This window comes from Phytobacter ursingii (assembly GCF_001022135.1).
GTDB classification, from domain to species: Bacteria; Pseudomonadota; Gammaproteobacteria; order Enterobacterales; family Enterobacteriaceae; genus Phytobacter; species Phytobacter ursingii.
The window spans coordinates 410,564-437,468 of sequence record NZ_CP011602.1 but is presented as its reverse complement, the minus strand read 5'-3'; the positions used below and the strand labels follow the sequence as shown (position 1 = coordinate 437,468).

Sequence of the window (26,905 nt, the reverse complement as noted above, 5' to 3'; positions counted from 1 at the left end):
CATGAGAATTATCGCCTGCTACAAACTGGTTCCTGAGGAACAGGACATCGTTATCACGGCTGACAGAACCCTGACAACAGACAAAGCCGGGGAAAAAATCAGCCCCTTTGATCTCAACGCGATCGAGGCCGCCGTTCAGCTCGCGGGCGAAAGCCACGACGTGGTAGCCCTGAGCGTTGGGGGAAAAGCGCTGGATAACGCCAAACTACGCAAAGATGCCCTCTCCCGCGGCCCAAATGCGCTTTACCTGGTTCGGGATGATCGTCTGGATAGCGTCCTGCCTTATGAAACCGCACGCGTGATTGCCGCCGCGAGTAAGAAAATTGCCTTCGACCTGCTGATCTGCGGCGAAGGCTCCGGTGATATGTATGCGCAGCAAACCGGTCTACTGGTTGGCGCCATGTTGCAGTTGCCGACGGTTAACGGCGTCAGCAAGATTGAACTCAAAGAGGGTTTCGTCACCGTTGAACGCACGCTGGAAGATGAAGTAGAAGTGCTTGATATTCCTCTTCCGGCAGTGCTGTGCGTCTCATCAGATATCAACCTTCCACGTATCCCCTCAATGAAAGCCATCCTCGGTGCCGGGAAGAAAAGCGTCACCCTGTGGGGCGCCAGCGACATCGCCTGGACGCCGGGTTCAGCGCGGACGGAGCTGGCGGGGGTCTACGCGCCGCAACAGACGGAACGCAAACACATCATCATTGAAGGCGACGGGCAGGAAGAGGTTTCTCGCCTGCGTGATTATCTGACCAACGCGTTGAGCTAATGGCTGCGGGGAAACACATCATGGGCAAAATAAGTAACGTTTGGGTATTCAGCGACAGTGCCGATCGCTATGCAGACCTGCTCGCCGGCGCACGGCAACTGGGTGAGCACGTTAACGCAGTGATATGGGATGAGCGCGACATCACGGAGGTTAAACAGGCGGACGCGGTCTATTTGCTGTGTGGCAAAACCGATAAACAGCGCGTCGAGAACTATGCGGAAACACTCGCCTCGCTTATCGGAAAAGAGGACGGCAATACACTGATCCTGCTGGCCGCGACGCGCCGTGGCAAAGGGGTGGCGGCAAAACTCAGCGTGCTGCTGCAAGCCGCGCTGGTGAATGACGTGACCCGGCTGGAACGCAACGGTGACAACCTCTACGCCGAACATCGCATGTATGGCGGGCTGGCTTTTGGGCGGGAAAAAGTGAATGCCCCCGTCGCCGTCATCACGCTGGCAGGCGGTGTTTATGAACCGTTGGCAGAAGAAAATGCCGGTACGCCGCCGCTCACTCAGGTGGATTACATCCCACTCGCCAATGAAATTCTCTGTCGTGAACGGCGGTCAAAAACGGCCAGCAGCGTCGATCTTGGCAAAGCACGCCGTGTTATTGGTATTGGCCGCGGCTTACAAGCAAAAGAGGATTTGCAGATGGTCTGGGATCTTGCCTCCGCGCTGGATGCCGAAGTGGGCTGTTCACGTCCGATTGCCGAAGGCGAGCACTGGATGGATCGCGAACGCTACGTTGGCGTTTCCGGCGTGCTGCTCAAATCCGATATCTATCTCGCGCTGGGCATTTCCGGGCAGATCCAGCATATGGTCGGTGGCAATGGTGCCAAAACGATTATCGCCGTCAACAAGGATAAAAACGCCCCAATTTTCCAGTACGCCGATTATGGCCTGGTGGGCGATATCTATAAGGTCGTCCCCGAATTAACGAAATTATTAAAACGGTAAGACTTAAGCCGCCATTCTTTATGGCGGCGATGGAGCGAAAGCATGTCGGACGAAAAATTTGACGCAATTATCGTGGGTGCGGGTGTGGCGGGATGTACCGCCGCCTGTGTGATGGCGAAAGCCGGGCTGGACGTTCTGGTCATTGAGCGTGGCGACACCGCAGGCAGTAAAAATATGACGGGCGGGCGGCTCTATGCCCACACTCTGGAAAAGATCATACCAGGTTTTGCGCAAAACGCCCCCGTTGAGCGGAAAATCACTAAAGAGAAGATCTCTTTTCTGACCCCGGATAGCGCCGTCACGCTGGATTATCAGGCACAGTCGCGCGATGCGAACCCGGAGAAAGCGTCATGGACGGTACTGCGTCATGGGTTCGACAGCTGGCTGATGGAGCAAGCCGAGGCGGTTGGCGCACAGGTTATTACGGGCGTTCGGGTGGATGCATTAATCCAGCAGGATGGTCGGGTAACGGGAGTACAGGCCGGGGAAGATGTCCTTGAGGCAAACGTGGTAGTGCTGGCCGACGGGGTAAATTCACTGTTAGGTCGCTCAATTGGACTGGTACCAAAATCAAATCCCCATCATTACGCCGTCGGGGTTAAAGAGATCATTTCCCTGCCAGCTAAGACCATTCAGGATCGCTTTGGCGTAACGGAGGACGAAGGCGCGGCCTGGCTGTTTGCTGGTTCTCCGTCGGATGGCTTAATGGGCGGCGGCTTTCTCTACACCAACCGGGAATCCATCTCGCTGGGCCTGGTGTGCGGTCTGGGAGGCATAGAAAACGCGCAAAAATCGGTGCCGCAGATGCTGGAGGATTTTAAACAGCACCCGGCCGTGCGCCCCCTTATCGAAGGGGGAACACTGCTTGAGTATTCCGCTCATCTGGTACCAGAAGGCGGTATCGAGATGCTGCCAAAACTGGTGGGCGACGGTGTACTGGTGGTGGGTGATGCCGCTGGGATGTGTCTGAACCTCGGCTTTACCGTGCGTGGTATGGATCTGGCGATTGAGGCCGCGAATATCGCAGCGCAAACCATCATTGCCGCAAAAGAGAGTAATGATTTCAGCGTTGCCCGGCTTGAAAAATACCCCCAGGCGCTGGAGAAAAGCTGTGTCCTGCAGGACATGCGGCATTATCGCAAGCTGCCTGGCCTGATGGAAAACCCGCGACTCTTTACGCAATACCCGCAGATGGTGGCCAATATCATGTCCGAGCTTTTCACGGTGGATGGCGCGAAACCGACGCCCTTGTGGAAGACGATATTGAAACAGGGAAAACGCGTCGGGTTAATGAATTTATTAAAAGACGGCATCGCGGGAGGGCGCGCATTATGAGCACGGTAAATGTCGATATGAAACTGGGCGTCAACAAATTCAGAGTGGATGAAACCAACCCACATATCCTCCTTGTGGCCAACCCCGATAAAGTGCAATTCCGTAAATTGATCAAGGCCTGCCCTGCCGGGCTATATCGCGAGGATGAGGCAGGAAATATCCATTTTGATTATGCCGGCTGTCTGGAATGTGGCACATGTCGTGTGTTGTGCGAAGGGACAATATTAGAGAAATGGGAATATCCGCAGGGGAATTTCGGCGTTGAGTTTCGTTTTGGCTGAGCCCCTCCTTTGCTCACTTCCCCCTTCGGGGTGAAGGTTACTCTCCCGTGTGGGGAGGATTTATGTCAACACAGGAAAAAATTGATATCAGTACCGTTCTGGATAAGCACTCTATTAGTCGACGCCAGTGGTTGATTGTGTTTTTAGGGTTTCTGGTATTAGGTATTGATGGCTTTGATGTGACCGCGATAGGTTTTATTGCCCCGGCCCTGATAGATGACTGGCAAATATCCCGCCATATGTTAGGTCCGGTCATGATGAGCGGCTTATTTGGTCTGGCGGCCGGCTCACTTATTTCCGGGCCGCTGGCTGACCGCTATGGGCGTAAAAAACTCATCATCGGTTCGGTTTTATTTTTTGGCACAAGTAGCCTGCTTTCCGCATGGTCATGGAATTTATCCAGCCTGACATTTTTTCGCTTTATTACCGGACTTGGGCTGGGTGCGGCAATGCCCAATATCACCACGCTGGTAGCAGAGTATGCCCCCTGCCGCTGGCGCTCGCGCCTTGCTACCGTGATTCACTGTGGTTTTAATACCGGCGCGGCATTGGGCGGTCTGCTCAGCCAGCAATTACTCGGCACCTTTGGCTGGCGTTCGGTATTAATTACCGGCGGGGTATTGCCATTAATATTCGCGCTGATCCTGATACGCTACCTTCCGGAATCGATGCAGTATCTGGTTCAAGCCCCGGAGAATAAACGGCGTCTGACGCACTTGCTGAATACATTCGTCCCCGGCATCGCCGACGAAAAAACGCATTTTTATACCTCTGAGCCGCAAAAAGCACATGCCAGTACCGCAAGATCGCTTCTGCATCCGCCGTACACCTTTGGCACTCTCGCACTGTGGTTGACGCTTTTTGCCGGTTTGTTCTGCGTCTATCTGTTATCAAGCTGGCTGCCGCTGATGGTCAGAGACACCGGGATGACGCTGTCACAGGCCGTCATTATGGGATCAGTCTTCCAGATTGGCGGCATGATGGGCAATTTCTGCATCGGCATTGAGATGGACCGCTGGGGCAGGCATTGCGCCATCATCCTGACGTTAATTGGCGGTGCCTGTAGCGCACTTATTCTGGGGATGCATATCCCGTCACTGCCGGTGCTCTGTGTTCTGGTTCTGATGCTCGGATTTACCGTCAATGGTATCAGCCCTGGTTGTTATGCGCTGGCCGCCCATTTTTATCCCACATCCATTCGGGCCACTGGCGTGAGCTGGGCGACGGGGATTGGCCGTCTGGGTGCGATAACCAGTGCCGGCGCGGGCTCAGCCATGCTGGCGGCGGGCTGGACATTCAGTGAGGTCTTTATGTTTCTGCCGCTCCCTCTGGCGGCAGGTGCACTGGCGCTGTATTGCAAAAAACAACGACGCGTTATCGCAAAAACACATTAAGCCAGGTTATGCGAAGGACAACGACGGAATGACAACGATGAAAATCAACGAGGCGCTGAAAACGCGTTATCGACAGCTAGGATACTGGGGCGACGCGACACTGGCCGATTACTGGCATCTGTCGGCAAAAGCATCGGCGGATAAAATCGCGGTCAGTGATAACCATGGCACAGCATACACCTACCGTGAGCTCGATAACGCAGCAGGCGCGCTGGCGACGTGGCTTGTAGAAAACAGCATCCAACCGGGTGACCGGGTTGCCCTGCAGCTTCCCGGCTGGTGCGAATTTACCGTTATCTATCTTGCCTGTCTCAAATGTGGCGCCGTTGTCGTGCCGCTGCTTCCGGCATTCCGCGAGTCTGAACTGGCGTGGATCCTGAACAAATGTCAGGCACGTATTCTCTTTACCGCAACGCGCTATAAAAATGTTCGCCCCATTCACATGCTGCCGCCGCTGCGCCCGCTCCTTCCCTGGCTGGAGAAGGTGATTGCGGTCGATAAGCTGGAGCCCGCTCAATACGGGGTATCACTGAGCCAGATACTCGCGAACACGCCAGCGTTAGCGCAGGCCATTGCCACAAAAAGCGATGATCTGGCGGCACTGCTGTTCACCTCCGGAACAGAAGGACATCCCAAAGGGGTGATGCTAACGCACAACAACATCATCGCCAGCGAACGGGCTTACTGCGCAACGCTTAATTTGAACAGCACGGATATTATGCTGATGCCAGCGCCACTCGCCCACGCCACGGGTTTTATGCATGGGGTAACCGCACCTTTTATTCTCGGTGCCCGTAGCGTATTGCTGGATATTTTTAATCCAGAGCAGTGTCTCGACATTATTGAACGGGAAAAATGCACCTGCATTATGGGGGCAACGCCGTTCGCCTGCGATCTGCTTAAAGCGATGCAGGCCCGCCAGTGTAACGTCTCCTCTTTACGCTTTTTTCTGTGCGGCGGGACCACCATTCCAGGTAAACTGGTGCGTGATTACCACAAAGCCGGTATTCCATTGCTGGGAGTATATGGCAGCACGGAGAGTGCGCCGCACGCCATCGTCCGCCCAGAAGATTCGCTTATTCGCCAGGTAAATACGGATGGGGCGGCGGTGAACGGCGTGGAGATCAAAGTCGTCGATAAAAAGAGAAATTCTCTGCCGGAATATACCGAAGGTGAAGAGGCTTCTCGCGGTCCTAATGTGTTTGTCGGTTATTTTGACGAACCGGAAATAACGGCGCAGGCGCTTGATGATGAAGGCTGGTATTACAGCGGAGATTATTGCCGGATCGACAAGGCAGGGTATCTTAAAATTACCGGGCGAAAAAAAGACATCATTGTTCGCGGCGGTGAAAATATCAGTAGCCGGGAAGTCGAAGATATTCTGTTGCAACACCCTGATATTCTCGACGCTGCCGTCGTCGCGATGCCAGATCAGCGGCTTGGAGAACGTTCATGTGCCTATGTGGTGTTGGCTAATAATGAACAACCTCTGGTACTGGCTGACATCATCCGCTTCTTCTCCCACAAACGCATCGCGAAATATAAATATCCGGAACACCTGGTAGTGGTCGACAGCTTACCGCGAACGGCCTCGGGGAAAGTCAAAAAGTTCATGCTACGCAAAGACATCGTTCAGCGCCTGGCCCTTGCCTCTCGAGAAAACACATCCCCGGAGCTCGGCCAGGCCATATCCAAATAAGGATACCAATGTGCTTATTAACAATAACCTTTCCGGCAGAACGCAGCCGAAAACATCGACACGAATAAAAAACAGCACTAAGCCCTCTTTTATCCAGTGTGAGCCGACGTTCTACCACTGCCCCCGGTGCGGACAATTTCTGGTGGCAATCAATAACAATGGCGGCGAGACACAACTACGCTGTTGTAACGAAACGCTGAGTGCATTAGTCCCGCAGAATACAAACGATGCGTTGGCAGAAGAGCACCTGCCGCAGATGACTATATCCGGCGGCTTTGAGTCCAATACCCTGACGGTGAATATCGGTACAACGCCCCATCCTATGACAGAAGATCACCGTCTGCTGTGGATCTACGTTTATACCTTCCAGGGTGGCCAGTTTAAATTCCTCAGGTCAGGTGACTTGCCAGAAGCTACCTTCGCACTGGCCGAAAACGACGCGTACGTTTACTGCGATCGCCCGGTCTGCAAAGGTAGCCGATGTAAATTTAACTGCAAACGTGGGTTCACCGCATACAGCTGGTGCAATCAGCATGGGTTATGGAAGCATTCATTTTGATGATGCATCTACGTAGAAGATAAAAGCGAGCAGACACAGGAGAGGATAAATCAGCATGCCGTGAAGGCATGCTGATATGCGTATTATCAGGCTTTGTTTTGACGCCACCATTCGGCCAGCAACACACCCGTTGCGACAGATACGTTCAGACTCTCAACGTTGTTGGTGCCGTTAATCGAGATACTCAGATCCGCGTTATCAAGCGCAGCATCGGAAAGGCCATCACGTTCCTGGCCCAACACCAGCACCATTTTCTTCGGCAGCGTTGCGCTAAACAGCGGCGTACCTTTATGGCTGGAGGTGGTCACAATGGCATAACCGGCTTTGCGGAACGCATCCAGCGCCTCAAGGACGCTATCGCCGGTAATGGCCTGTACGTGCTCCGCACCACCTTCCGCCGTACGAACTGCCGCACCGGACTCGATAACAGCCGCATCTTGCAACAGAACGCCTTTCACGCCGAAATGGGCACAGCTGCGCATCATCGCCCCCAGGTTATGCGGGTTACCCACATCTTCCAGCGCCAGAACGCAATCTTCTGTCCCGGCCTGTGCGACCCACTGCTCAACGCTGGTACCGTTACGTTTTTTAATCAGGAAGCAGACACCGCCGTGGTGTTCGGTGCCGGACGCTTTTACCAGCTCAGCGTCATCAACGACGTGGTAGGCTTTGCGGTTAGCCGCCATCCAGCGCAGTGCTTCTTTAAAGCGCGGGGTCACGCTCTGAACAAACCAGGCGCGCACGATGCAGTCAGGACGGCTGGCAAACAGTGCCTGGCAGGCATTTTCACCATAGACGCGGGTCTCTTCCGCACGCTGGCGGCGTAGCACTTCAGGATCGATAAAGCTTTTACCGCTGATACCACCATGATCCGGCTTCGCCGGAGTGTCGTCACCCGGTGCGCGGGAAACGGTACGCCACGGGGAATCACTCTGCGGGCGGTCGCGGCCACGGTCATTGCTTCGCTCATCGCGAGCAGGACGGCGACCACTGTTTTTCTCTTCGCGCGCGGTGCGACTGCCAGCGTCGGCACGAGACGATCCACTACGCCCAGGCCCTTTCCCGGTACGCGGGTTTTGGCTGCGTTTATCGGAATCATCGTCACTGCGGACATACATCACTTTGACTTTGCCGCTTTTGTTTTTCAGTTCATCGTTCATGCTTTTCTCCACCAGCGCTGCGCGAGCGCGCAGATTACCTGATGTGTCGGCGCTTCGCCATTAATTCGTTCAAAAGCTATCGACTATTGTACTCATTGAATAAAACGCGTTGTCGTTTAAAACCACTTCATCGATAATATGTAACATATTAGAAACATATCGGCCTTGTGCCACTCTGTACCATTGTTCTCCTGAGGTTAGTTATGAATACCGTATGTGCAAGCTGCCAGGCGCTTAACCGCATCCCCGAAGCGCGCATTAACGATGTCGCAAAGTGTGGACGTTGTGGACATGAGCTGTTCGACGGCGATGTGATTAACGCCACTGGCGAAACACTGGATAAATTGCTGAAAGATGACCTGCCGGTTGTTGTCGATTTCTGGGCGCCCTGGTGTGGTCCGTGCCGTAGCTTCGCGCCGATTTTTGAAGACGTGGCGGAAGAGCGTAGCGGCAAAGTTCGCTTCGTCAAAGTGAACACCGAAGCAGAACGCGAACTCAGCGCACGCTTTCGCATCCGCAGCATCCCAACCATCATGTTGTTCAAAAATGGCGAGGTTGTTGACATCCTGAGCGGCGCCGTGCCAAAAGCCCCTTTTAATAGCTGGCTTAACGAATCTCTCTAATCCTGGCGGGGCGCATCTTGTGCCCCGTTTTCAGCTCTGCGACAATGGCGTTTTTCACGCGATTCTTATGACTGAAAACGCCGTACTTACGCTCCGGGCAACGCGTATTGCTCGTTCTACTCGCCCCTTCCTCGCCCGGGGAAATCGCGTTATTCGCTGTCAGCGCTGTCTGCTCCCCAAACAACAGTGCCTGTGCGACACGTTACAACCCAGCACGGCCCGTAGTCGGTTTTGTCTGGTGATGTTTGATACTGAACCCATGAAGCCCAGCAATACCGGTAGGCTTATCGCCGATATTCTGCCTGACACAACGGCGTTTCTCTGGTCAAGGACTGAGCCACCTCAGGCACTGATTGATTTATGCGCCAGTGAAGACTACCAGCCAATGGTCGTCTTTCCCGCATCCTATGCAGGAAGCGAGCGACAGGTATTGTCCGCGCCGCCCTCAGGGAAACCGCCGCTTTTTATCATGCTGGACGGTACCTGGACCGAAGCGCGCAAAATGTTTCGCAAAAGCCCTTATCTGGACACTCTCCCGGTAATTTCCGTCGATCTGTCACGGGTATCTGCCTATCGTCTGCGGGAGTCGCATGCCGAGGATCAGTACTGCACCGCGGAAGTGGCGATTGCGCTTCTGGATTTAGCGGGCGACCAACCTGCCGCGAAAAGCCTCGGAGCCCATTTTACCCTCTTTCGCGAGCGCTACCTGGCGGGTAAAGCGAATCATCAGCGTAGTGTCACAGCAAAAGAAGCAGAAAACGTTTAACATCATCGGGTCACTCTTTTCTGGAGGCCGGTATGAGCCAACGTGGGCTGGAAGCGTTGTTACGTCCCAAGTCGATCGCCGTGATCGGGGCATCAATGAAACCGGATCGCGCCGGTTTCCTGATGATGCGCAATCTTCTGGCAGGCGGTTTTGCCGGGCCGGTTTTGCCGGTGACGCCCGCATACAAAGCCGTACTTGGGGTACTGGCCTGGCCGGATATCGCCAGCCTGCCCTATGTGCCGGACCTCGCCGTGCTGTGCACCAATGCAAAACGTAATCTGCCTTTACTCGAAGAGCTGGGTAAGAAGGGCTGTAAAACCTGCATCATTCTTTCTGCAACCCCTGAGCAACATACCGAACTGCTGAGCTGCGCAGGCCGTTACCAGATGCGCCTGCTCGGGCCGAACAGTATGGGGCTACTTGCTCCCTGGCAGGGTCTTAATGCCAGCTTTTCCCCGGTACCAATTACCCGCGGCAAGCTTGCATTTATTTCGCAATCCGCCGCCGTCTCCAACACTATTCTGGACTGGGCTCAGCAACGCGAGATGGGGTTTTCCTATTTTATTGCGCTGGGTGACAGCCTGGATATTGACGTCGATGAACTGCTGGACTTCCTGGCGCGCGACACGAAAACCAGTGCCATTCTGCTCTATCTTGAACATCTAAGCGACGCCCGCCGGTTCGTTTCGGCGGCGCGCAGCGCTTCGCGCAATAAACCGATTCTGGTCATCAAAAGTGGCCGTAGCCCCGAAGCCCAGCGTCTCCTGCAAACACGGGCCGGGCTTGATCCTGCCTGGGATGCGGCCATACAGCGCGCCGGGTTGCTGCGCGTGCAAGATACTCATGAACTCTTTTCCGCCGTTGAAACACTCAGTCATATGCGACCGCTTCGCGGCGATCGGCTGGTGATCATCAGTAACGGTGCCGCCCCTGCCGCGCTGGCGCTCGATCAGCTGTGGTCGCGTAATGGCAAACTGGCAAAGTTGAGCGACGATACGCTGGCACGCCTTCGGGATGGATTGCCCGATTATGTCAATGTGGGTAATCCGCTGGATTTACGCGATGATGCCAGCAACGATCGTTACGCCACCGCGCTTGATATCCTGCTCGATAGCCAGGATTTTGATGCATTGATGGTTATCCATTCTCCCAGCGCCGCCGCCCCCGGTAAAGAGAGCGCGCTGGCGCTAATTGAGGTGCTGAAAAAACACCCGCGCGGCAAATACGTTACGGTACTGACAAACTGGTGCGGCGAGTATTCTTCCCAGGAAGCGCGACGGTTATTCAGTGAAGCCGGTCTGCCGACCTACCGTACGCCCGAAGGGACGATCACCGCATTTATGCATATGGTCGAGTACCGGCGTAACCAGAAACAATTACGTGAAACGCCCACGTTGCCTACTCACCTGACGGCCAATACGACCGAAGCCCATCATTTGCTGCAACAGGCTATCGCGGAAGGGGCAACCACCCTTGATACCCATGAAGTGCAGCCGATACTCAGCGCCTGGGGTATTCAGACGCTGCCGACCTGGATTGCTGGTGATAGCGCCGAAGCAGTACATATTGCCGAACAGATAGGCTACCCCGTGGCGTTAAAATTACGCTCGCCGGATATTCCCCATAAATCCGAAGTCCAGGGTGTGATGCTCTACCTGCGTACCGCGAAGGAAGTTCAGCAGGCCGCGGATGCGATTATCGACCGCGTGAAAATGAACTGGCCGCAGGCGCGTATCCATGGTTTGCAGGTACAAAGCATGGCAAACCGTGCCGGTGCGCAGGAGCTCCGTGTGGTTGTCGAATCCGATCCGGTTTTTGGTCCGTTGATCATGTTGGGAGAAGGCAGCGTAGAGTGGCGCGCACAGGAACAGGCCGCCGTTGCGTTACCACCGCTGAATATGAATCTGGCGCGTTATCTGGTTATCCAGGCCATTAAAAATAAAAAAATCCGTGGACGTAGTGCCCTGCGCACGCTGGATATTGCCGGGCTGAGTCAGTTTCTGGTGCAGGTATCGAATCTGATTGTCCATTGCCCGGAAATCCAGCGTCTGGACATTCATCCTCTGCTTGCTTCCGGCAGTGAATTCACCGCGCTGGATGTCACTCTCACAGTCGAGGCGTTTAGTGGCAACGGCGAAAGTCGTCTCGCGGTTCGCCCTTATCCGCAACAGCTAGAAGAGATCGTAACGCTAAAAAACGGCGAGACCACGCTTTTCCGCCCTATTCTTCCTGAGGATGAACCGCAGTTACAGGAATTCATCGGCAGGGTAACAAAGGAAGATTTGTACTACCGCTATTTCAGTGAGATCAACGAATTTACTCATGACGATTTAGCGAATATGACGCAGATCGACTACGATCGGGAAATGGCATTTGTTGCAGTACGTCAGGTAGAAGGAAAGGATGAGATCCTTGGCGTAACCCGCGCCATCTCTGACCCGGATAACATCGATGCCGAATTTGCCGTGTTGGTCCGCTCCGATTTGAAAGGATTGGGTCTTGGGCGACGTTTACTGGAAAAGCTCATCAGTTACACTCGGGATCACGGACTTAAGCGTTTGAATGGTATTACTATGCCAAACAATCGCGGCATGGTAACTCTGGCGCGTAAACTGGGATTTGAAGTCGACATTCAGCTTGAGGATGGGATCGTTGGATTGACCCTTAATCTGAGGCAGACCGGCGAATCCTGAGTAAGGTACTGGAAATGTTGACCACTTTCACAGGTACTGGTGTTATCATTGTCCGCTTCTGTCGGGGTTATCGGACAGAAGCCCTTTCAATAAACAGAGAAGAAACGCACTGTGATGTTGTCAAAATTTAAGCGTAATAAACATCAACAACACCTTGCCCAACTACCCAAGCTTTCCCAATCAGTTGATGATGTAGAGTTTTTCTACTCTCCCGCTTCTTTCAGGGAGACATTGCTGGAAAAAATTGCCAGCGCAACACGCCGTATCTGCATCGTCGCTCTTTACCTTGAGCAGGATGATGGCGGTAAAGGTATCCTGAATGCCCTCTATGACGCCAAACGTCAGCGACCTGAGCTCGAAATCTGCGTGCTTGTCGACTGGCACCGGGCACAGCGTGGTCGTATTGGCGCAGCCGCATCCAACACCAACGCCGACTGGTATTGCCGTATGGCGCAGGAAAATCCGGGCATTGATATTCCGGTTTACGGCGTGCCAGTCAATACCCGTGAAGCACTTGGCGTACTGCATTTTAAAGGCTTTATTATCGACGATAGTGTGCTCTATAGCGGCGCGAGCCTGAACGATGTCTACCTCCATCAACACGATAAATACCGCTACGATCGCTACCAGCTTATCCGCAACCCAAAAATGGCGGATATCATGCTGGGATGGGTCAAACAGAACCTGATTGAAGGGCGTGGTGTAAACCGCCTCGATAATGCTCAACGCCCGAAAAGCCCAGAAATCAAGAATGATATTCGTCTGTATCGTCAGGAATTACGTGACGCTGCCTATCATTTTCAGGGCGATGCCGATAACGACCAACTCTCCGTTACACCGCTGGTTGGACTCGGAAAAACCAGTTTGCTGAATAAGACCATTTTCCATCTGATGCCCTGTGCGGAAGAGAAGCTGGTCATCTGTACGCCCTATTTCAACCTGCCCGCAGTGCTGGTACGTAACATTATTCAGCTCCTGCGTGAAGGCAAAAAAGTCGAAATTATCGTTGGTGATAAAACGGCTAATGACTTTTTTATTCCAGAAGATCAACCCTTTAAAATCATTGGCGCACTGCCTTATCTGTATGAAATTAACCTGCGTCGTTTTCTGAGCCGCCTACAGTATTACGTCAATACCGATCAACTGGTCGTGCGCTTGTGGAAAGACGAAGACAATAGCTATCACCTGAAAGGGATGTGGGTTGATAATGAGTGGGTGCTGCTCACGGGAAATAACCTTAATCCGCGCGCCTGGCGTCTGGATCTGGAAAATGCCATTCTGATCCACGACCCGAAACATCAATTAGCCGCTCAACGCGACAAAGAGCTGGAGCTTATCCGTACCCATACCACAGTCGTCAACCATTATCGCGATCTACAAAGTATCGCCGATTACCCGGTAAAAGTACGTAAGCTCATTCGCCGTTTGCGTCGAATTCGTATCGATAAACTTATCAGCCGCATTCTGTAATACCAGGCCCTGTCATTTGATGGGGCTTTTTTCAGGTTTCTCTATGATGCGATGTTTAATGTTGGCGTGCGCCCTCTGTTTGACGGGCTGCGCACATATGGCAAATGACCAATGGAGCGGGCAGGATAAAGCGCAGCATTTTATTGCTTCCGCCATGCTCTCTGCTGCGGGCAACGAGTATGCACAACATCAGGGATACAGCCGCGATCGTAGCGCAACGTACGGCCTGATGTTTTCCGTAAGCCTCGGCGCATCAAAGGAACTGTGGGATAGCCGCCCCGCAGGAAGCGGCTGGAGCTGGAAAGATTTTGCCTGGGATGTGGCAGGCGCCACCACAGGTTACGCCGTGTGGCAACTGGCCAACCATTAAAGGCGAATACCTTTACCTTTTCGGTGCAACATCAACGAAACGATAAATGCCAGCGCGCAAAACACGGTGACATACCAGAAAAACGCGGTCTCAATACCGGCCGATTTCAGCGACAGCGCAACATACTCAGCTGAACCGCCGAATAACGCATTAGCAATAGCGTAAGATAATCCCACACCTAACGCACGGACCTGGGCCGGAAACATTTCGGCTTTCAGGATACCGCTTATAGAGGTATAGAAACTCACGATCAACAGCGCCGCCATCACCAGTGCAAAAGCGGCATACGGTGATGAAACATACTGTAGCGCACTTAAAATGGGTAAAGTGAAGAGCGTTCCCAGCCCACCGAAGCAGAGCATGGAAGCACGGCGGCCAATACGGTCGGATAAGGCACCTATCAGGGGCTGAATAAGCATGAAAACAAATAACGCCACGGTCATCACGATGCTGGCCACATTGGCATGCATGCCGGTCGTGTTAACCAGATATTTTTGCATATACGTCGTGAAGGTGTAGAAGCACAGCGAGCCGCCGGCGGTGAAGCCGAGTACCATAATAAACGCGCGGCGATTACGCCATAACCCTTTAAGCGACCCTGCCTCTTTTAATACCCGCACCTCTTTTTTCGATGTTTCATCCAGCTGTCGACGCAACCAGAGCGCCACCACAGCAAGTGCAGCGCCGACGGCAAAGGGAATACGCCAGCCCCATGCACGTAGCTCAGCATCATCAAGGATCTGCTGAAGAACCACGACCACCAGAAGCGCCAACAATTGACCGCCAATTAAAGTCACGTACTGAAAAGAAGCATAAAATCCTTTGCGGCCTTCAACGGCAATCTCACTCATGTAAGTTGCACTGGTGCCGTATTCACCGCCAACGGATAATCCCTGGAACAATCTTGCCAGTAATAGCAAAGCAGGGGCCCATGTACCTATGCTGTCATAACCCGGTAAGCACGCGATCACCAGTGAACCCAGGCACATCATGCATACCGAAATCAGCATGGAGGTTTTGCGCCCATGCCTGTCAGCAATACGCCCAAACAGCCAGCCGCCAATCGGACGCATAAGAAAACCAGCAGCGAAAACACCTGCGGTCTGAAGTAGCTGAGTCGTTGTATTTCCGGCAGGGAAAAAGATGTGAGCAAAGTAGAGCGAGCAGAATGAATAAACATAGAAGTCAAACCACTCCACCAGGTTTCCCGATGAGGCACCAACGATTGCCCATACTCTGCGGCGTGTATCAGTCAAATCTGTTGTTTTATGCTCAGGACGAGTGGTGACGCCTGCCATATTTTTCCCCTCTGATCGGATATCTTTGATTTGTTATATAAATCAGATTACGCCGGGGTAAAAAGTAAATACAGTGTTAATAGTTTGCCTGCTACCATTTCAGAATGTTAGCCTAAGAATGCACTTATCCCCAGCGCATGATATGTTCGCGCTTACGTCGGAGATAATCTTCATCCTGGCGGATTTTATCCCACCATTTTTTAAAGATTGCCGCTGCTGCGGCTTTTACCGGATCGTTTCCTCTTTGGTGAAGGCTGCCGTCCTCAGCATATTTTTTACCCCCTTTATAGTTGGCGTAGCGCCGTGCTCGGGTATAGCCCATTTGTATAAATTTACGGGCCATATCCATGCCAACAAAATCATCTTGCTGCCGATAGGTTTCGAATAACTGATAAATTTTTTCGGCTGATTTTGTGGCAGATTCAGGGTCTTTGTAGCGCCACCAGGGCAAGATTTCACTCTTATAGGGCTCAATCAGCAAAACGCCTTGTTCGCCACGCCCTACCTGATAGCGTTCAGGATGCTCACGGAAATTAATGCTGGCGAAATCTTGCTCGTAATTAAAGGAATGACGAGTCAAATAACACCTCCTTAAACATCCCGAATGGATAAGGATAGGCTATTTAACGTGCATTGCTATGCAGGCTGGAGAAAGAGAAAACTATCAGAAAGGTATTCACAGGGGATGAAAACGCAAAAAGCCCATCCTTCAGGATGGGCTCTTCACTTGTTTGATGCCTGGCAGTTCCCTACTCTCACATGGGGAGACCCCACACTACCATCGGCGCTACGGCGTTTCACTTCTGAGTTCGGCATGGGGTCAGGTGGGACCACCGCGCTAAAGCCGCCAGGCAAATTCTGTCTATCAGACCGCGCTTTGCGTTCTGATGTAATCTGTAATCCAAGCTGAAAATCTCTCAAATCCGCCAAAACATCTTCGGCGTTGTAAGGTTAAGCCTCACGGTTCATTAGTACCGGTTAGCTCAACGCATCGCTGCGCTTACACACCCGGCCTATCAACGTCGTCGTCTTCAACGTTCCTCTAGTGTCCTTAAAGGACAAGGGAGAACTCATCTCGGGGCAAGTTTCGTGCTTAGATGCTTTCAGCACTTATCTCTTCCGCATGTAGCTACCGGGCAATGCCATTGGCATGACAACCCGAACACCAGTGATGCGTCCACTCCGGTCCTCTCGTACTAGGAGCAGCCCCCCTCAATTCTCCAGCGCCCACGGCAGATAGGGACCGAACTGTCTCACGACGTTCTAAACCCAGCTCGCGTACCACTTTAAATGGCGAACAGCCATACCCTTGGGACCTACTTCAGCCCCAGGATGTGATGAGCCGACATCGAGGTGCCAAACACCGCCGTCGATATGAACTCTTGGGCGGTATCAGCCTGTTATCCCCGGAGTACCTTTTATCCGTTGAGCGATGGCCCTTCCATTCAGAACCACCGGATCACTATGACCTGCTTTCGCACCTGCTCGCGCCGTCACGCTCGCAGTCAAGCTGGCTTATGCCATTGCACTAACCTCCTGATGTCCGACCAGGATTAGCCAACCTTCGTGCTCCTCCGTTACTCTTTGGGAGGAGACCGCCCCAGTCAAACTACCCACCAGACACTGTCCGCAACCCGGATCACGGGTCCACGTTAGAACATCAAACATTAAAGGGTGGTATTTCAAGGTTGGCTCCATGCAGACTGGCGTCCACACTTCAAAGCCTCCCACCTATCCTACACATCAAGGCTCAATGTTCAGTGTCAAGCTATAGTAAAGGTTCACGGGGTCTTTCCGTCTTGCCGCGGGTACACTGCATCTTCACAGCGAGTTCAATTTCACTGAGTCTCGGGTGGAGACAGCCTGGCCATCATTACGCCATTCGTGCAGGTCGGAACTTACCCGACAAGGAATTTCGCTACCTTAGGACCGTTATAGTTACGGCCGCCGTTTACCGGGGCTTCGATCAAGAGCTTCTCCTTACGGATAACCCCATCAATTAACCTTCCGGCACCGGGCAGGCGTCACACCGTATACGTCCACTTTCGTGTTTGCACAGTGCTGTGTTTTTAATAAACAGTTGCAGCCAGCTGGTATCTTCGACTGATTTCAGCTCCGTCCGCAGGGACTTCACCTACATATCAGCGTGCCTTCTCCCGAAGTTACGGCACCATTTTGCCTAGTTCCTTCACCCGAGTTCTCTCAAGCGCCTTGGTATTCTCTACCTGACCACCTGTGTCGGTTTGGGGTACGATTTGATGTTACCTGATGCTTAGAGGCTTTTCCTGGAAGCAGGGCATTTGTTACTTCATCACCGTAGTGACTCGTCATCACACCTCAGCCTTGATTATCCGGATTTGCCTGGATAACCAGCCTACATGCTTAAACCGGGACAACCGTCGCCCGGCTAACATAGCCTTCTCCGTCCCCCCTTCGCAGTAACACCAAGTACAGGAATATTAACCTGTTTCCCATCGACTACGCCTTTCGGCCTCGCCTTAGGGGTCGACTCACCCTGCCCCGATTAACGTTGGACAGGAACCCTTGGTCTTCCGGCGAGCGGGCTTTTCACCCGCTTTATCGTTACTTATGTCAGCATTCGCACTTCTGATACCTCCAGCATGCCTCACAGCACACCTTCGCAGGCTTACAGAACGCTCCCCTACCCAACAACACATAGTGTCGCTGCCGCAGCTTCGGTGCATGGTTTAGCCCCGTTACATCTTCCGCGCAGGCCGACTCGACCAGTGAGCTATTACGCTTTCTTTAAATGATGGCTGCTTCTAAGCCAACATCCTGGCTGTCTGTGCCTTCCCACATCGTTTCCCACTTAACCATGACTTTGGGACCTTAGCTGGCGGTCTGGGTTGTTTCCCTCTTCACGACGGACGTTAGCACCCGCCGTGTGTCTCCCGTGATAACATTCTCCGGTATTCGTAGTTTGCATCGGGTTGGTAAGCCGGGATAGCCCCCTAGCCGAAACAGTGCTCTACCCCCGGAGATGAATTCACGAGGCGCTACCTAAATAGCTTTCGGGGAGAACCAGCTATCTCCCGGTTTGATTGGCCTTTCACCCCCAGCCACAAGTCATCCGCTAATTTTTCAACATTAGTCGGTTCGGTCCTCCAGTTAGTGTTACCCAACCTTCAACCTGCCCATGGCTAGATCACCGGGTTTCGGGTCTATACCCTGCAACTTAACGCCCAGTTAAGACTCGGTTTCCCTTCGGCTCCCCTATTCGGTTAACCTTGCTACAGAATATAAGTCGCTGACCCATTATACAAAAGGTACGCAGTCACACCACGAAGGTGCTCCCACTGCTTGTACGTACACGGTTTCAGGTTCTTTTTCACTCCCCTCGCCGGGGTTCTTTTCGCCTTTCCCTCACGGTACTGGTTCACTATCGGTCAGTCAGGAGTATTTAGCCTTGGAGGATGGTCCCCCCATATTCAGACAGGATACCACGTGTCCCGCCCTACTCATCGAGCTCACAACCTGTGTGCTTTCGTGTACGGGGCTGTCACCCTGTATCGCCGGACTTTCCAGACCGTTCCACTAACACACAAGCTGATTCAGGCTCTGGGCTGCTCCCCGTTCGCTCGCCGCTACTGGGGGAATCTCGGTTGATTTCTTTTCCTCGGGGTACTTAGATGTTTCAGTTCCCCCGGTTCGCCTCATTAACCTATGGATTCAGTTAATGATAGTGTGTCGAAACACACTGGGTTTCCCCATTCGGACATCGCCGGGTCAAAGGTTCATATCACCTCGCCGGCGCTTTTCGCAGATTAGCACGTCCTTCATCGCCTCTGACTGCCAGGGCATCCACCGTGTACGCTTAGTCGCTTAACCTCACAACCCGAAGATGTTTCTTTCGATTCATCCTCGCGCTGTAAAAATTTGAGAGACTCGAACACACCGTCATCTGTTCTTATTACGGAGAACAGACACTGTGTGTCGTTTCAATTTTCAGCTTGATCCAGATTTTTAAAGAGCAAATATCTCAAACATGACTCGTGAGTCAGTTTTGAGATAGCAGGGCAGGCGACTTTCACTCACACAACCAGCAAGTGGCGTCCCCTAGGGGATTCGAACCCCTGTTACCGCCGTGAAAGGGCGGTGTCCTGGGCCTCTAGACGAAGGGGACACAAAGTCTGCTTCGCAAGACGCCTTGCTATTCACTTTTCATCAGACAATCTGTGTGAGCACTGCAAAGGCAGGTTCTTTAAGGTAAGGAGGTGATCCAACCGCAGGTTCCCCTACGGTTACCTTGTTACGACTTCACCCCAGTCATGAATCACAAAGTGGTAAGCGCCCTCCTGAAGGTTAAGCTACCTACTTCTTTTGCAACCCACTCCCATGGTGTGACGGGCGGTGTGTACAAGGCCCGGGAACGTATTCACCGTGGCATTCTGATCCACGATTACTAGCGATTCCGACTTCATGGAGTCGAGTTGCAGACTCCAATCCGGACTACGACGCACTTTATGAGGTCCGCTTGCTCTCGCGAGGTCGCTTCTCTTTGTATGCGCCATTGTAGCACGTGTGTAGCCCTGGTCGTAAGGGCCATGATGACTTGACGTCATCCCCACCTTCCTCCAGTTTATCACTGGCAGTCTCCTTTGAGTTCCCGGCCGGACCGCTGGCAACAAAGGATAAGGGTTGCGCTCGTTGCGGGACTTAACCCAACATTTCACAACACGAGCTGACGACAGCCATGCAGCACCTGTCTCACGGTTCCCGAAGGCACTAAGGCATCTCTGCCGAATTCCGTGGATGTCAAGACCAGGTAAGGTTCTTCGCGTTGCATCGAATTAAACCACATGCTCCACCGCTTGTGCGGGCCCCCGTCAATTCATTTGAGTTTTAACCTTGCGGCCGTACTCCCCAGGCGGTCGACTTAACGCGTTAGCTCCGGAAGCCACGCCTCAAGGGCACAACCTCCAAGTCGACATCGTTTACGGCGTGGACTACCAGGGTATCTAATCCTGTTTGCTCCCCACGCTTTCGCACCTGAGCGTCAGTCTTTGTCCAGGGGGCCGCCTTCGCCACCGGTATTCCTCCAGATCTCTACGCATTTCACCGCTACACCTGGAATTCTACCCCCCTCTACAAGACTCAAGCCTGCCAGTTTCGAATGCAGTTCCCAGGTTGAGCCCGGGGATTTCACATCCGACTTGACAGACCGCCTGCGTGCGCTTTACGCCCAGTAATTCCGATTAACGCTTGCACCCTCCGTATTACCGCGGCTGCTGGCACGGAGTTAGCCGGTGCTTCTTCTGCGGGTAACGTCAATCAACACGGTTATTAACCGTATCGCCTTCCTCCCCGCTGAAAGTGCTTTACAACCCGAAGGCCTTCTTCACACACGCGGCATGGCTGCATCAGGCTTGCGCCCATTGTGCAATATTCCCCACTGCTGCCTCCCGTAGGAGTCTGGACCGTGTCTCAGTTCCAGTGTGGCTGGTCATCCTCTCAGACCAGCTAGGGATCGTCGCCTAGGTGAGCCATTACCCCACCTACTAGCTAATCCCATCTGGGCACATCCGATGGCAAGAGGCCCGAAGGTCCCCCTCTTTGGTCTTGCGACGTTATGCGGTATTAGCTACCGTTTCCAGTAGTTATCCCCCTCCATCGGGCAGTTTCCCAGACATTACTCACCCGTCCGCCACTCGTCACCCGAGGAGCAAGCTCCTCTGTGCTACCGTTCGACTTGCATGTGTTAGGCCTGCCGCCAGCGTTCAATCTGAGCCATGATCAAACTCTTCAATTTAAAAGTTTGATGCTCTTAGAATTAAACTTCGTAATGAATTACGTGTTCACTCCAGAGACTTGGTATTCATTTATTGTCCGAAGACATTAAGAATCCATGTCACTTTGAGTGCCCACACAGATTGTCTGATAAATTGTTAAAGAGCAGTGCCGCTTCGTTTTTCGCTGCGGCGCGGGGTGTGCATATTACGCTTTCCCGCTGCAGAGTCAAGTATTTATTTTTACTTTTCTCTGCGGGCTTCTCACCGGCATTCGCCTGAGAACCCTGCTGACCCGGCGGCTTGCTTGCCGTTGTTCCGTGTCAGTGGAGGCGCATTATAGGGAGTTCTTGTGAAGTGACAAGTATAAAATTCAAAAAAATTATCGTTCGCTCACTTTCCAGGCAAAACAGATATTGAAAGGCAATTCTTGCCTGGTTTTTAAACAAAAACGAGCCCCTGGAGGCTCGTTTTTGCTGTTTTGTGACTTACTGCACTGCCACAATCCGATCATCTTTCACAACTAACTGAATTATTTTGCCCGGTAAAAGTTCGCCAGACAAAATTTGCTGCGCCAGCGGGTTTTCAATCTGCTGTTGAATTGCACGTTTCAAAGGCCGTGCACCATACACCGGATCAAAGCCATTCTCGCTCAGCAGTTTCAAGGCTTCATCGGAAAGACTAACTTCATAGCCACGCTCTTCCAGCCGTTTGTACAAACGCTGCAACTGGATTTGAGCAATAGAGGCAATGTGTTTTTCACCAAGCGGATGGAACACTACCACTTCATCTATACGGTTGATGAATTCCGGACGGAAGCTATGGCTGACCACACCTAACACCAGCTCTTTCATGTGACCGTAATCCAGTTCGCCAAATCGCTCCTGAATTAAATCCGATCCCAGGTTAGAAGTCATAATGACAACCGTGTTACGGAAGTCCACCGTCCTCCCCTGCCCGTCGGTCAGGCGACCATCATCCAGCACCTGCAACAGAATGTTGAATACATCCGGGTGCGCTTTCTCAATCTCGTCAAGCAAAATGACGGAGTAAGGGCGGCGGCGGACCGCTTCTGTCAGATAGCCACCTTCTTCATAGCCAACATATCCCGGAGGAGCACCGACGAGACGCGATACCGAATGTTTTTCCATAAACTCAGACATATCGATACGTACCATGGCGTCATCGCTATCAAACATAAAATTAGCCAGCGATTTGCACAGCTCGGTTTTCCCCACCCCGGTCGGCCCAAGGAACAGAAAGGAGCCAATCGGCCGATTTGGATCGGACAACCCGGCACGGCTACGGCGGATGGCATTCGACACGGCCTCAACAGCTTCATCCTGGCCAATCACACGCTGATGCAGTTCTTGCTCCATACGCAGCAGTTTTTCTCGTTCGCCTTCCATCATTCTGGAAACAGGAATCCCGGTCCAGCGCGCCAGCACTTCGGCAATTTCTGCATCCGTCACTTTATTACGTAACAGACGCATCGTTTTACCTTCAAACTGGGTAGCCGCTTCCAGCTGTTTTTCCAGCTCCGGGATCTTGCCGTACTGCAACTCAGACATCCGCGCCAGGTCGCCAACACGGCGCGCCTGCTCAATAGCGATTTTCGCCTGCTCAAGCTCAGCCTTAATCGTTTGAGTACCAGAAAGCGAAGCTTTCTCAGCCTTCCACTCTTCTTCCAATGTGGAATATTGCCGCTCTTTATCAGAAAGCTCGTCGTTGAGCATCTCCAGACGTTTTTTGCTGGCATCATCCGACTCTTTCAGCAGCGCTTGCTGCTCCAGTTTGAGCTGGATAATACGGCGATCCAGTCTGTCCAGTTCTTCCGGCTTAGAGTCAATCTGCATACGAATGCTGGACGCCGCTTCATCGATCAGATCGATAGCTTTGTCCGGTAACTGGCGGTCAGCAATATAGCGGTGCGATAACGTCGCGGCAGCCACAATCGCCGGGTCAGTAATCTGCACGTGATGATGCAGCTCATAACGCTCTTTCAGGCCACGCAGAATTGCGATGGTGTCTTCAACAGAAGGCTCAGCGACAAACACTTTCTGGAAGCGACGTTCCAGTGCTGCGTCTTTTTCGATGTACTGGCGATACTCATCAAGCGTCGTTGCCCCTACGCAGTGAAGCTCACCACGCGCCAGCGCCGGTTTCAGCATATTCCCGGCATCCATTGCGCCGTCTGCTTTCCCCGCGCCCACCATGGTGTGCAACTCATCGATAAAGAGAATAACGTTACCTTCCTGTTTGGAGAGGTCGTTAAGCACGCCTTTTAAGCGCTCTTCAAATTCACCACGGTATTTCGCCCCGGCCACCAGCGACCCCATGTCCAGCGCCAGTACCCGACGGCCTTTTAAACCTTCCGGGACTTCGCCGTTAACAATACGCTGTGCCAGCCCTTCCACAATGGCGGTTTTACCGACGCCAGGCTCCCCAATAAGAACAGGGTTGTTTTTAGTACGACGCTGCAATACCTGAATGGTACGGCGAATTTCTTCATCACGCCCGATAACTGGATCGAGCTTGCCTTGTTCAGCACGCTCGGTCAGATCGACCGTGTATTTTTTCAAGGCCTGACGTTGATCTTCGGCCCCTTGATCGTTCACGTTGTCACCTCCACGCATTTGATCAATTGCCTGAGTCACATTTGCCGTCGTCGCACCGGCTGATTTCAGCAGGTCAGTAAGCGAACCGCGTGATTCAAGCGCCGCCAGAATAAAAAGCTCTGACGAAATAAAGTTGTCCCCTCTTTTCTGCGCCAGCTTGTCGCAGAGATTCAGCACTCGCATAAGGTCTTGCGAAGGCTGAACATCGCCACCGGTGCCCTCCACCTGAGGCAAACGGCTTAACGCCTGCTCAATAGCCGTACGCAATTGCCCGGCGTTAACGCCAGCAGAGGTTAATAAAGGACGTACCGATCCCCCTTCCTGATTTAGCAAGGCGCTCATTAAATGAAGAGGTTCGATGAATTGGTTGTCGTGCCCCAGTGCAAGCGACTGGGCATCGGCAAGAGCAAGCTGGAATTTATTGGTAAGACGATCCAGACGCATAACTCCCCCCATAACAGGTCAAAATTGCTACTGGAGATTAAATGAGGTCATCCCTCAATTATTCAAGGTGAATGACCTGAATTATGCGAAAAGAAAGTTACACGTTCCGGATCGTCTTGATTCGTTAGGTTATATCAGCCAAATGAAACTTGCCATACGACCCGTGTTTTTGTCGCGACGATATGAGAAAAAATCACCCTTTTGGCTGAAAGTACAGCGATCTCCGCCGAAGACTTGCGTCACGCCGACGCTTGTCAGGCGCTGACGGGCGAGGGTATAGATATCCGCGTAATATTTTTCCCCTGCCGGACGAAATGCCCTGTCTGCAATAGACTCAACTGCCATAAAAGCATCGCGCACTTCCGGGCCGACCTCGAAAGCATCAGGCCCAATAGCAGGCCCCAGCCAGGCAAGAATATTTTCCGGTTTATCAGCAAAGCAGGCGACGGTCTCTTCCAGCACACCGGCGCAGAGACCACGCCACCCCGCGTGAGCCGCTGCCACTTCGGTGCCATTACGATTGCAAAACAGCACCGGCAGGCAGTCCGCGGTCATTACTGCACAAACTGTCCCCGGCGTATTGCTGTACGACGCATCGGCACGCTTACTGGCATAAGGCTCACCGGTAAGTTTCAGGACATCCTTACCGTGAACTTGTTCAAGCCAGACCGGTTTCGACGGAAGCTGACCTGCCGCGAACATCCGTTTGCGGTTATCCTCAACATGCACGAGGTCATCGCCACAGTGCGCCCCCAGGTTGAGTGAGTCATAAGGTGGCTGGCTCACCCCTCCAATACGTGTAGAGCTACATGCCGCTACGCCAGAAGGCAGCGGCCAGTCAGGGACAATCAGTTTGGTCATAACCAGGCCACATCATCCTTATGAGTTTCGAAGTCGGCACGCATGGCATCAATCAGGTCGATCATGTCCTGAGGGATCGGCGCATGCCATTCCATCTCAATGCCGGTGATCGGATGGTACAGACGAAGCATCGTTGCATGCAGCGCTTGTCTGTCGAACTTACGCAACGCAGCAATGAACTCCTCCGACGCACCTTTCGGCGGACGCGGGCGGCCACCATAGAGCTGGTCACCCACCAGCGGATGCGTGATGTGTGCCATATGCACGCGGATCTGGTGGGTACGCCCGGTTTCCAGACGCAGACGCAGACGCGTGTGAATGCGGAAATGTTCCATGATGCGATAGTGCGTCACCGCCGGTTTACCCATCGGATGCACGGACATATGCGTACGTTTAGTCGGGTGGCGGCTGATAGGTTCTTCAACCGTGCCACCAGACGTCATGTGACCGATCGCCACCGCTTCATATTCCCGGGTGATCTCACGCAGTTGCAAAGACTCCACCAGACGCGTCTGAGCAGGAACCGTTTTTGCCACCACCATCAGACCGGTCGTGTCTTTGTCCAGACGGTGAACAATCCCGGCGCGCGGAACATCAGCGATAGGGGGATAATAATGCAATAACGCATTGAGTACCGTCCCGTCTGGGTTACCAGCACCCGGATGAACCACTAAATCACGCGGTTTGTTGATTACAATAATGTCGTCATCTTCATAGACGATATTGAGCGGGATATCCTGTGGTTCGAAACGCGCTTCTTCTTCAATCTCAGCGTTAATAGCAACGCTTTCTCCACCCAACACTTTTTCTTTGGGTTTGTCACACATTTTGCCATTGACCAGTACTTTCTGGTCGAGAATCCATTCTTTTATACGCGAACGCGAATAATCCGGGAACAATTCGGCCAAAGCCTGATCTAAGCGTTGACCGAGTTGATTTTCGGTAACCGTTGCGGTGAGTTGTACTCGTTGTGCCATATACAGCTTCTTCGTTAACGTTGGGTTTTACGGCTTTGCCGTTTAATATAGTGTGCTATTGTAGCTGGTCTTAGTCGGGAGCAGGAAAGACAATCTCCCGCATACACATTCTGAGGAAAGTCTAATCGTCATGACGCGCATGAAATATCTGGTGGCAGCCGCCACGTTGAGCCTGGCTTTGGCGGGTTGCTCCGGTTCAAAGGAAGTGGTGCCTGATAATCCGCCAAATGAAATCTACGCGACTGCCCAGCAAAAACTGCAAGACGGTAACTGGAAGGCAGCCATAACGCAACTGGAAGCGTTGGATAACCGTTATCCGTTCGGACCTTACTCGCAGCAGGTGCAGCTGGATCTGATCTACGCTTATTACAAAAATGCAGATCTCCCGCTGGCTCAGGCCGCAATCGACCGTTTTATACGTCTGAACCCAACCCATCCTAACATTGATTATGTCATGTATATGCGTGGTTTGACTAACATGGCGTTAGATGACAGCGCCTTGCAGGGGTTCTTCGGCGTTGATCGCAGCGATCGCGATCCGCAACATGCGCGTGAAGCATTTAAAGATTTCTCTAAATTGGTTCGTGGCTACCCACGTAGTCAATACGTTACCGATGCAACCAAACGACTGGTTTTCCTGAAAGACCGCCTCGCGAAGTATGAATACTCTGTTGCTGAGTACTACACTAAGCGTGGTGCATGGGTCGCCGTGGTAAATCGTGTTGAAGGTATGATGCGTGACTTCCCGGATACCAAAGCAACGCGCGATGCGCTCCCGCTGATGGAAAATGCATACCGCGAAATGCAGATGACCGCTCAGGCCGACAAAGTGGCAAAAATTATTGCCAGCAACGGTCAAAGCAGTTGAGTCATCCTTAAACGCAAAAC

At 52.7% G+C, this 26,905-nt stretch carries 19 protein-coding genes, 1 tRNA gene and 3 rRNA genes; 13 read left to right on the top strand and 10 right to left on the bottom strand.

Translation table 11 applies throughout. The annotated features are described in order from the left end of the window. Window position 1: 1 nt before the first annotated feature. From AB182_RS05595 to AB182_RS30275, 7 genes are all read left to right on the top strand, one after another. Window positions 2-766 carry an electron transfer flavoprotein gene (locus tag AB182_RS05595; protein WP_047369233.1) on the top strand — a complete coding sequence of 255 codons (765 nt, stop codon included), beginning with the start codon at window positions 2-4 and terminating at the stop codon, window positions 764-766. Window positions 767-786: 20 nt separating this feature from the next. Beyond that, a complete protein-coding gene (locus AB182_RS05590) occupies window positions 787-1,722 on the top strand; it encodes an FAD-binding protein (protein WP_047373195.1) in 936 nt (311 codons plus the stop codon). Between the two features lie 42 nt (window positions 1,723-1,764). Further along, window positions 1,765-3,057, top strand: a complete 1,293-nt coding sequence (locus AB182_RS05585; protein ID WP_047369232.1) for an FAD-dependent oxidoreductase — start codon at window positions 1,765-1,767, stop codon at window positions 3,055-3,057. Then, window positions 3,054-3,338 (top strand): ferredoxin, encoded by a 285-nt coding sequence (locus AB182_RS05580; RefSeq protein WP_047369231.1) that lies wholly within the window; start codon window positions 3,054-3,056, stop codon window positions 3,336-3,338. Before AB182_RS05585 ends, AB182_RS05580 begins: the two co-directional genes overlap by 4 nt. Window positions 3,339-3,400: 62 nt before the next feature. After that, window positions 3,401-4,732, top strand: a complete 1,332-nt coding sequence (locus tag AB182_RS05575) for an MFS transporter (protein ID WP_047369230.1) — start codon at window positions 3,401-3,403, stop codon at window positions 4,730-4,732. Between the two features lie 28 nt (window positions 4,733-4,760). Further along, window positions 4,761-6,431 carry a medium-chain fatty-acid--CoA ligase gene (gene fadK / locus AB182_RS05570; protein ID WP_047369229.1) on the top strand — a complete coding sequence of 557 codons (1,671 nt, stop codon included), beginning with the start codon at window positions 4,761-4,763 and terminating at the stop codon, window positions 6,429-6,431. A 10-nt stretch (window positions 6,432-6,441) separates the two neighbouring features. Next, window positions 6,442-6,990, top strand: coding sequence for a desulfoferrodoxin family protein (locus AB182_RS30275; RefSeq protein ID WP_082137009.1), 549 nt, complete (start codon window positions 6,442-6,444; stop codon window positions 6,988-6,990). Window positions 6,991-7,076: 86 nt separating this feature from the next. On the opposite strand, the gene AB182_RS05555 is transcribed toward AB182_RS30275, so the two are convergent. Beyond that, complete coding sequence (locus tag AB182_RS05555; RefSeq protein ID WP_047369228.1) at window positions 7,077-8,150, bottom strand: tRNA/rRNA methyltransferase; 1,074 nt, start codon at window positions 8,148-8,150, stop codon at window positions 7,077-7,079. Between the two features lie 203 nt (window positions 8,151-8,353). Between AB182_RS05555 and trxC the strand changes: the two genes are divergently transcribed. The 5 genes from trxC to AB182_RS05530 all read left to right on the top strand — a co-directional run bounded on the left by trxC (window position 8,354) and on the right by AB182_RS05530 (window position 14,072). Further along, the gene (trxC, locus tag AB182_RS05550; protein WP_047369227.1) at window positions 8,354-8,773 is read left to right on the top strand and encodes a thioredoxin TrxC; all 420 of its coding nucleotides are present in this window, start codon (window positions 8,354-8,356) and stop codon (window positions 8,771-8,773) included. A 67-nt stretch (window positions 8,774-8,840) separates the two neighbouring features. After that, complete coding sequence (locus tag AB182_RS05545; protein WP_047373192.1) at window positions 8,841-9,539, top strand: tRNA-uridine aminocarboxypropyltransferase; 699 nt, start codon at window positions 8,841-8,843, stop codon at window positions 9,537-9,539. Window positions 9,540-9,571: 32 nt separating this feature from the next. Next, window positions 9,572-12,232 carry a bifunctional acetate--CoA ligase family protein/GNAT family N-acetyltransferase gene (locus AB182_RS05540; RefSeq protein WP_047369226.1) on the top strand — a complete coding sequence of 887 codons (2,661 nt, stop codon included), beginning with the start codon at window positions 9,572-9,574 and terminating at the stop codon, window positions 12,230-12,232. 114 nt (window positions 12,233-12,346) lie between these two features. Next, entirely contained in the window at window positions 12,347-13,702 is a 1,356-nt protein-coding gene (pssA, locus tag AB182_RS05535; protein WP_047369225.1) for a CDP-diacylglycerol--serine O-phosphatidyltransferase, read from the top strand. 46 nt (window positions 13,703-13,748) lie between these two features. Next, window positions 13,749-14,072 carry a YfiM family lipoprotein gene (locus AB182_RS05530; RefSeq protein ID WP_047373191.1) on the top strand — a complete coding sequence of 108 codons (324 nt, stop codon included), beginning with the start codon at window positions 13,749-13,751 and terminating at the stop codon, window positions 14,070-14,072. Here AB182_RS05530 and AB182_RS05525 read toward each other — a convergent pair. The 9 genes from AB182_RS05525 to rluD form a co-directional block, all read right to left on the bottom strand. Beyond that, the gene (locus AB182_RS05525; protein ID WP_047369224.1) at window positions 14,069-15,370 is read right to left on the bottom strand and encodes an MFS family transporter; all 1,302 of its coding nucleotides are present in this window, start codon (window positions 15,368-15,370) and stop codon (window positions 14,069-14,071) included. The two genes, AB182_RS05530 and AB182_RS05525, sit on opposite strands and share 4 nt — an antisense overlap. Before the next feature lie 124 nt (window positions 15,371-15,494). Continuing rightward, window positions 15,495-15,950 (bottom strand): DUF4385 domain-containing protein, encoded by a 456-nt coding sequence (locus AB182_RS05520; protein WP_047369223.1) that lies wholly within the window; start codon window positions 15,948-15,950, stop codon window positions 15,495-15,497. A gap of 156 nt (window positions 15,951-16,106) precedes the next feature. Continuing rightward, window positions 16,107-16,222 (bottom strand): 5S ribosomal RNA (gene rrf, locus AB182_RS05515). A gap of 95 nt (window positions 16,223-16,317) precedes the next feature. Next, window positions 16,318-19,219 (bottom strand): 23S ribosomal RNA (locus tag AB182_RS05510). Between the two features lie 219 nt (window positions 19,220-19,438). Next, window positions 19,439-19,514 (bottom strand) — tRNA-Glu (locus AB182_RS05505). Between the two features lie 84 nt (window positions 19,515-19,598). Then, a 16S ribosomal RNA gene (locus tag AB182_RS05500) occupies window positions 19,599-21,140 on the bottom strand. Together the 16S, 23S and 5S rRNA genes with 1 tRNA gene alongside form the textbook arrangement of a ribosomal RNA operon. Window positions 21,141-21,605: 465 nt before the next feature. Further along, window positions 21,606-24,179: an ATP-dependent chaperone ClpB gene (gene clpB, locus AB182_RS05495; RefSeq protein WP_047369222.1), complete on the bottom strand. Its 2,574-nt coding sequence runs from the start codon at window positions 24,177-24,179 to the stop codon at window positions 21,606-21,608. Window positions 24,180-24,308: 129 nt separating this feature from the next. Next, window positions 24,309-25,040: a purine nucleoside phosphorylase YfiH gene (gene yfiH / locus AB182_RS05490; RefSeq protein ID WP_047369221.1), complete on the bottom strand. Its 732-nt coding sequence runs from the start codon at window positions 25,038-25,040 to the stop codon at window positions 24,309-24,311. Further along, the gene (gene rluD, locus AB182_RS05485; RefSeq protein WP_047369220.1) at window positions 25,037-26,017 is read right to left on the bottom strand and encodes a 23S rRNA pseudouridine(1911/1915/1917) synthase RluD; all 981 of its coding nucleotides are present in this window, start codon (window positions 26,015-26,017) and stop codon (window positions 25,037-25,039) included. The genes yfiH and rluD overlap by 4 nt, the downstream gene beginning before the upstream one ends. Window positions 26,018-26,147: 130 nt before the next feature. On the opposite strand from rluD, the gene bamD reads away from it, so the two are divergent. Beyond that, window positions 26,148-26,885 (top strand): outer membrane protein assembly factor BamD, encoded by a 738-nt coding sequence (gene bamD, locus AB182_RS05480; protein WP_047369219.1) that lies wholly within the window; start codon window positions 26,148-26,150, stop codon window positions 26,883-26,885. Window positions 26,886-26,905 lie beyond the last annotated feature (20 nt).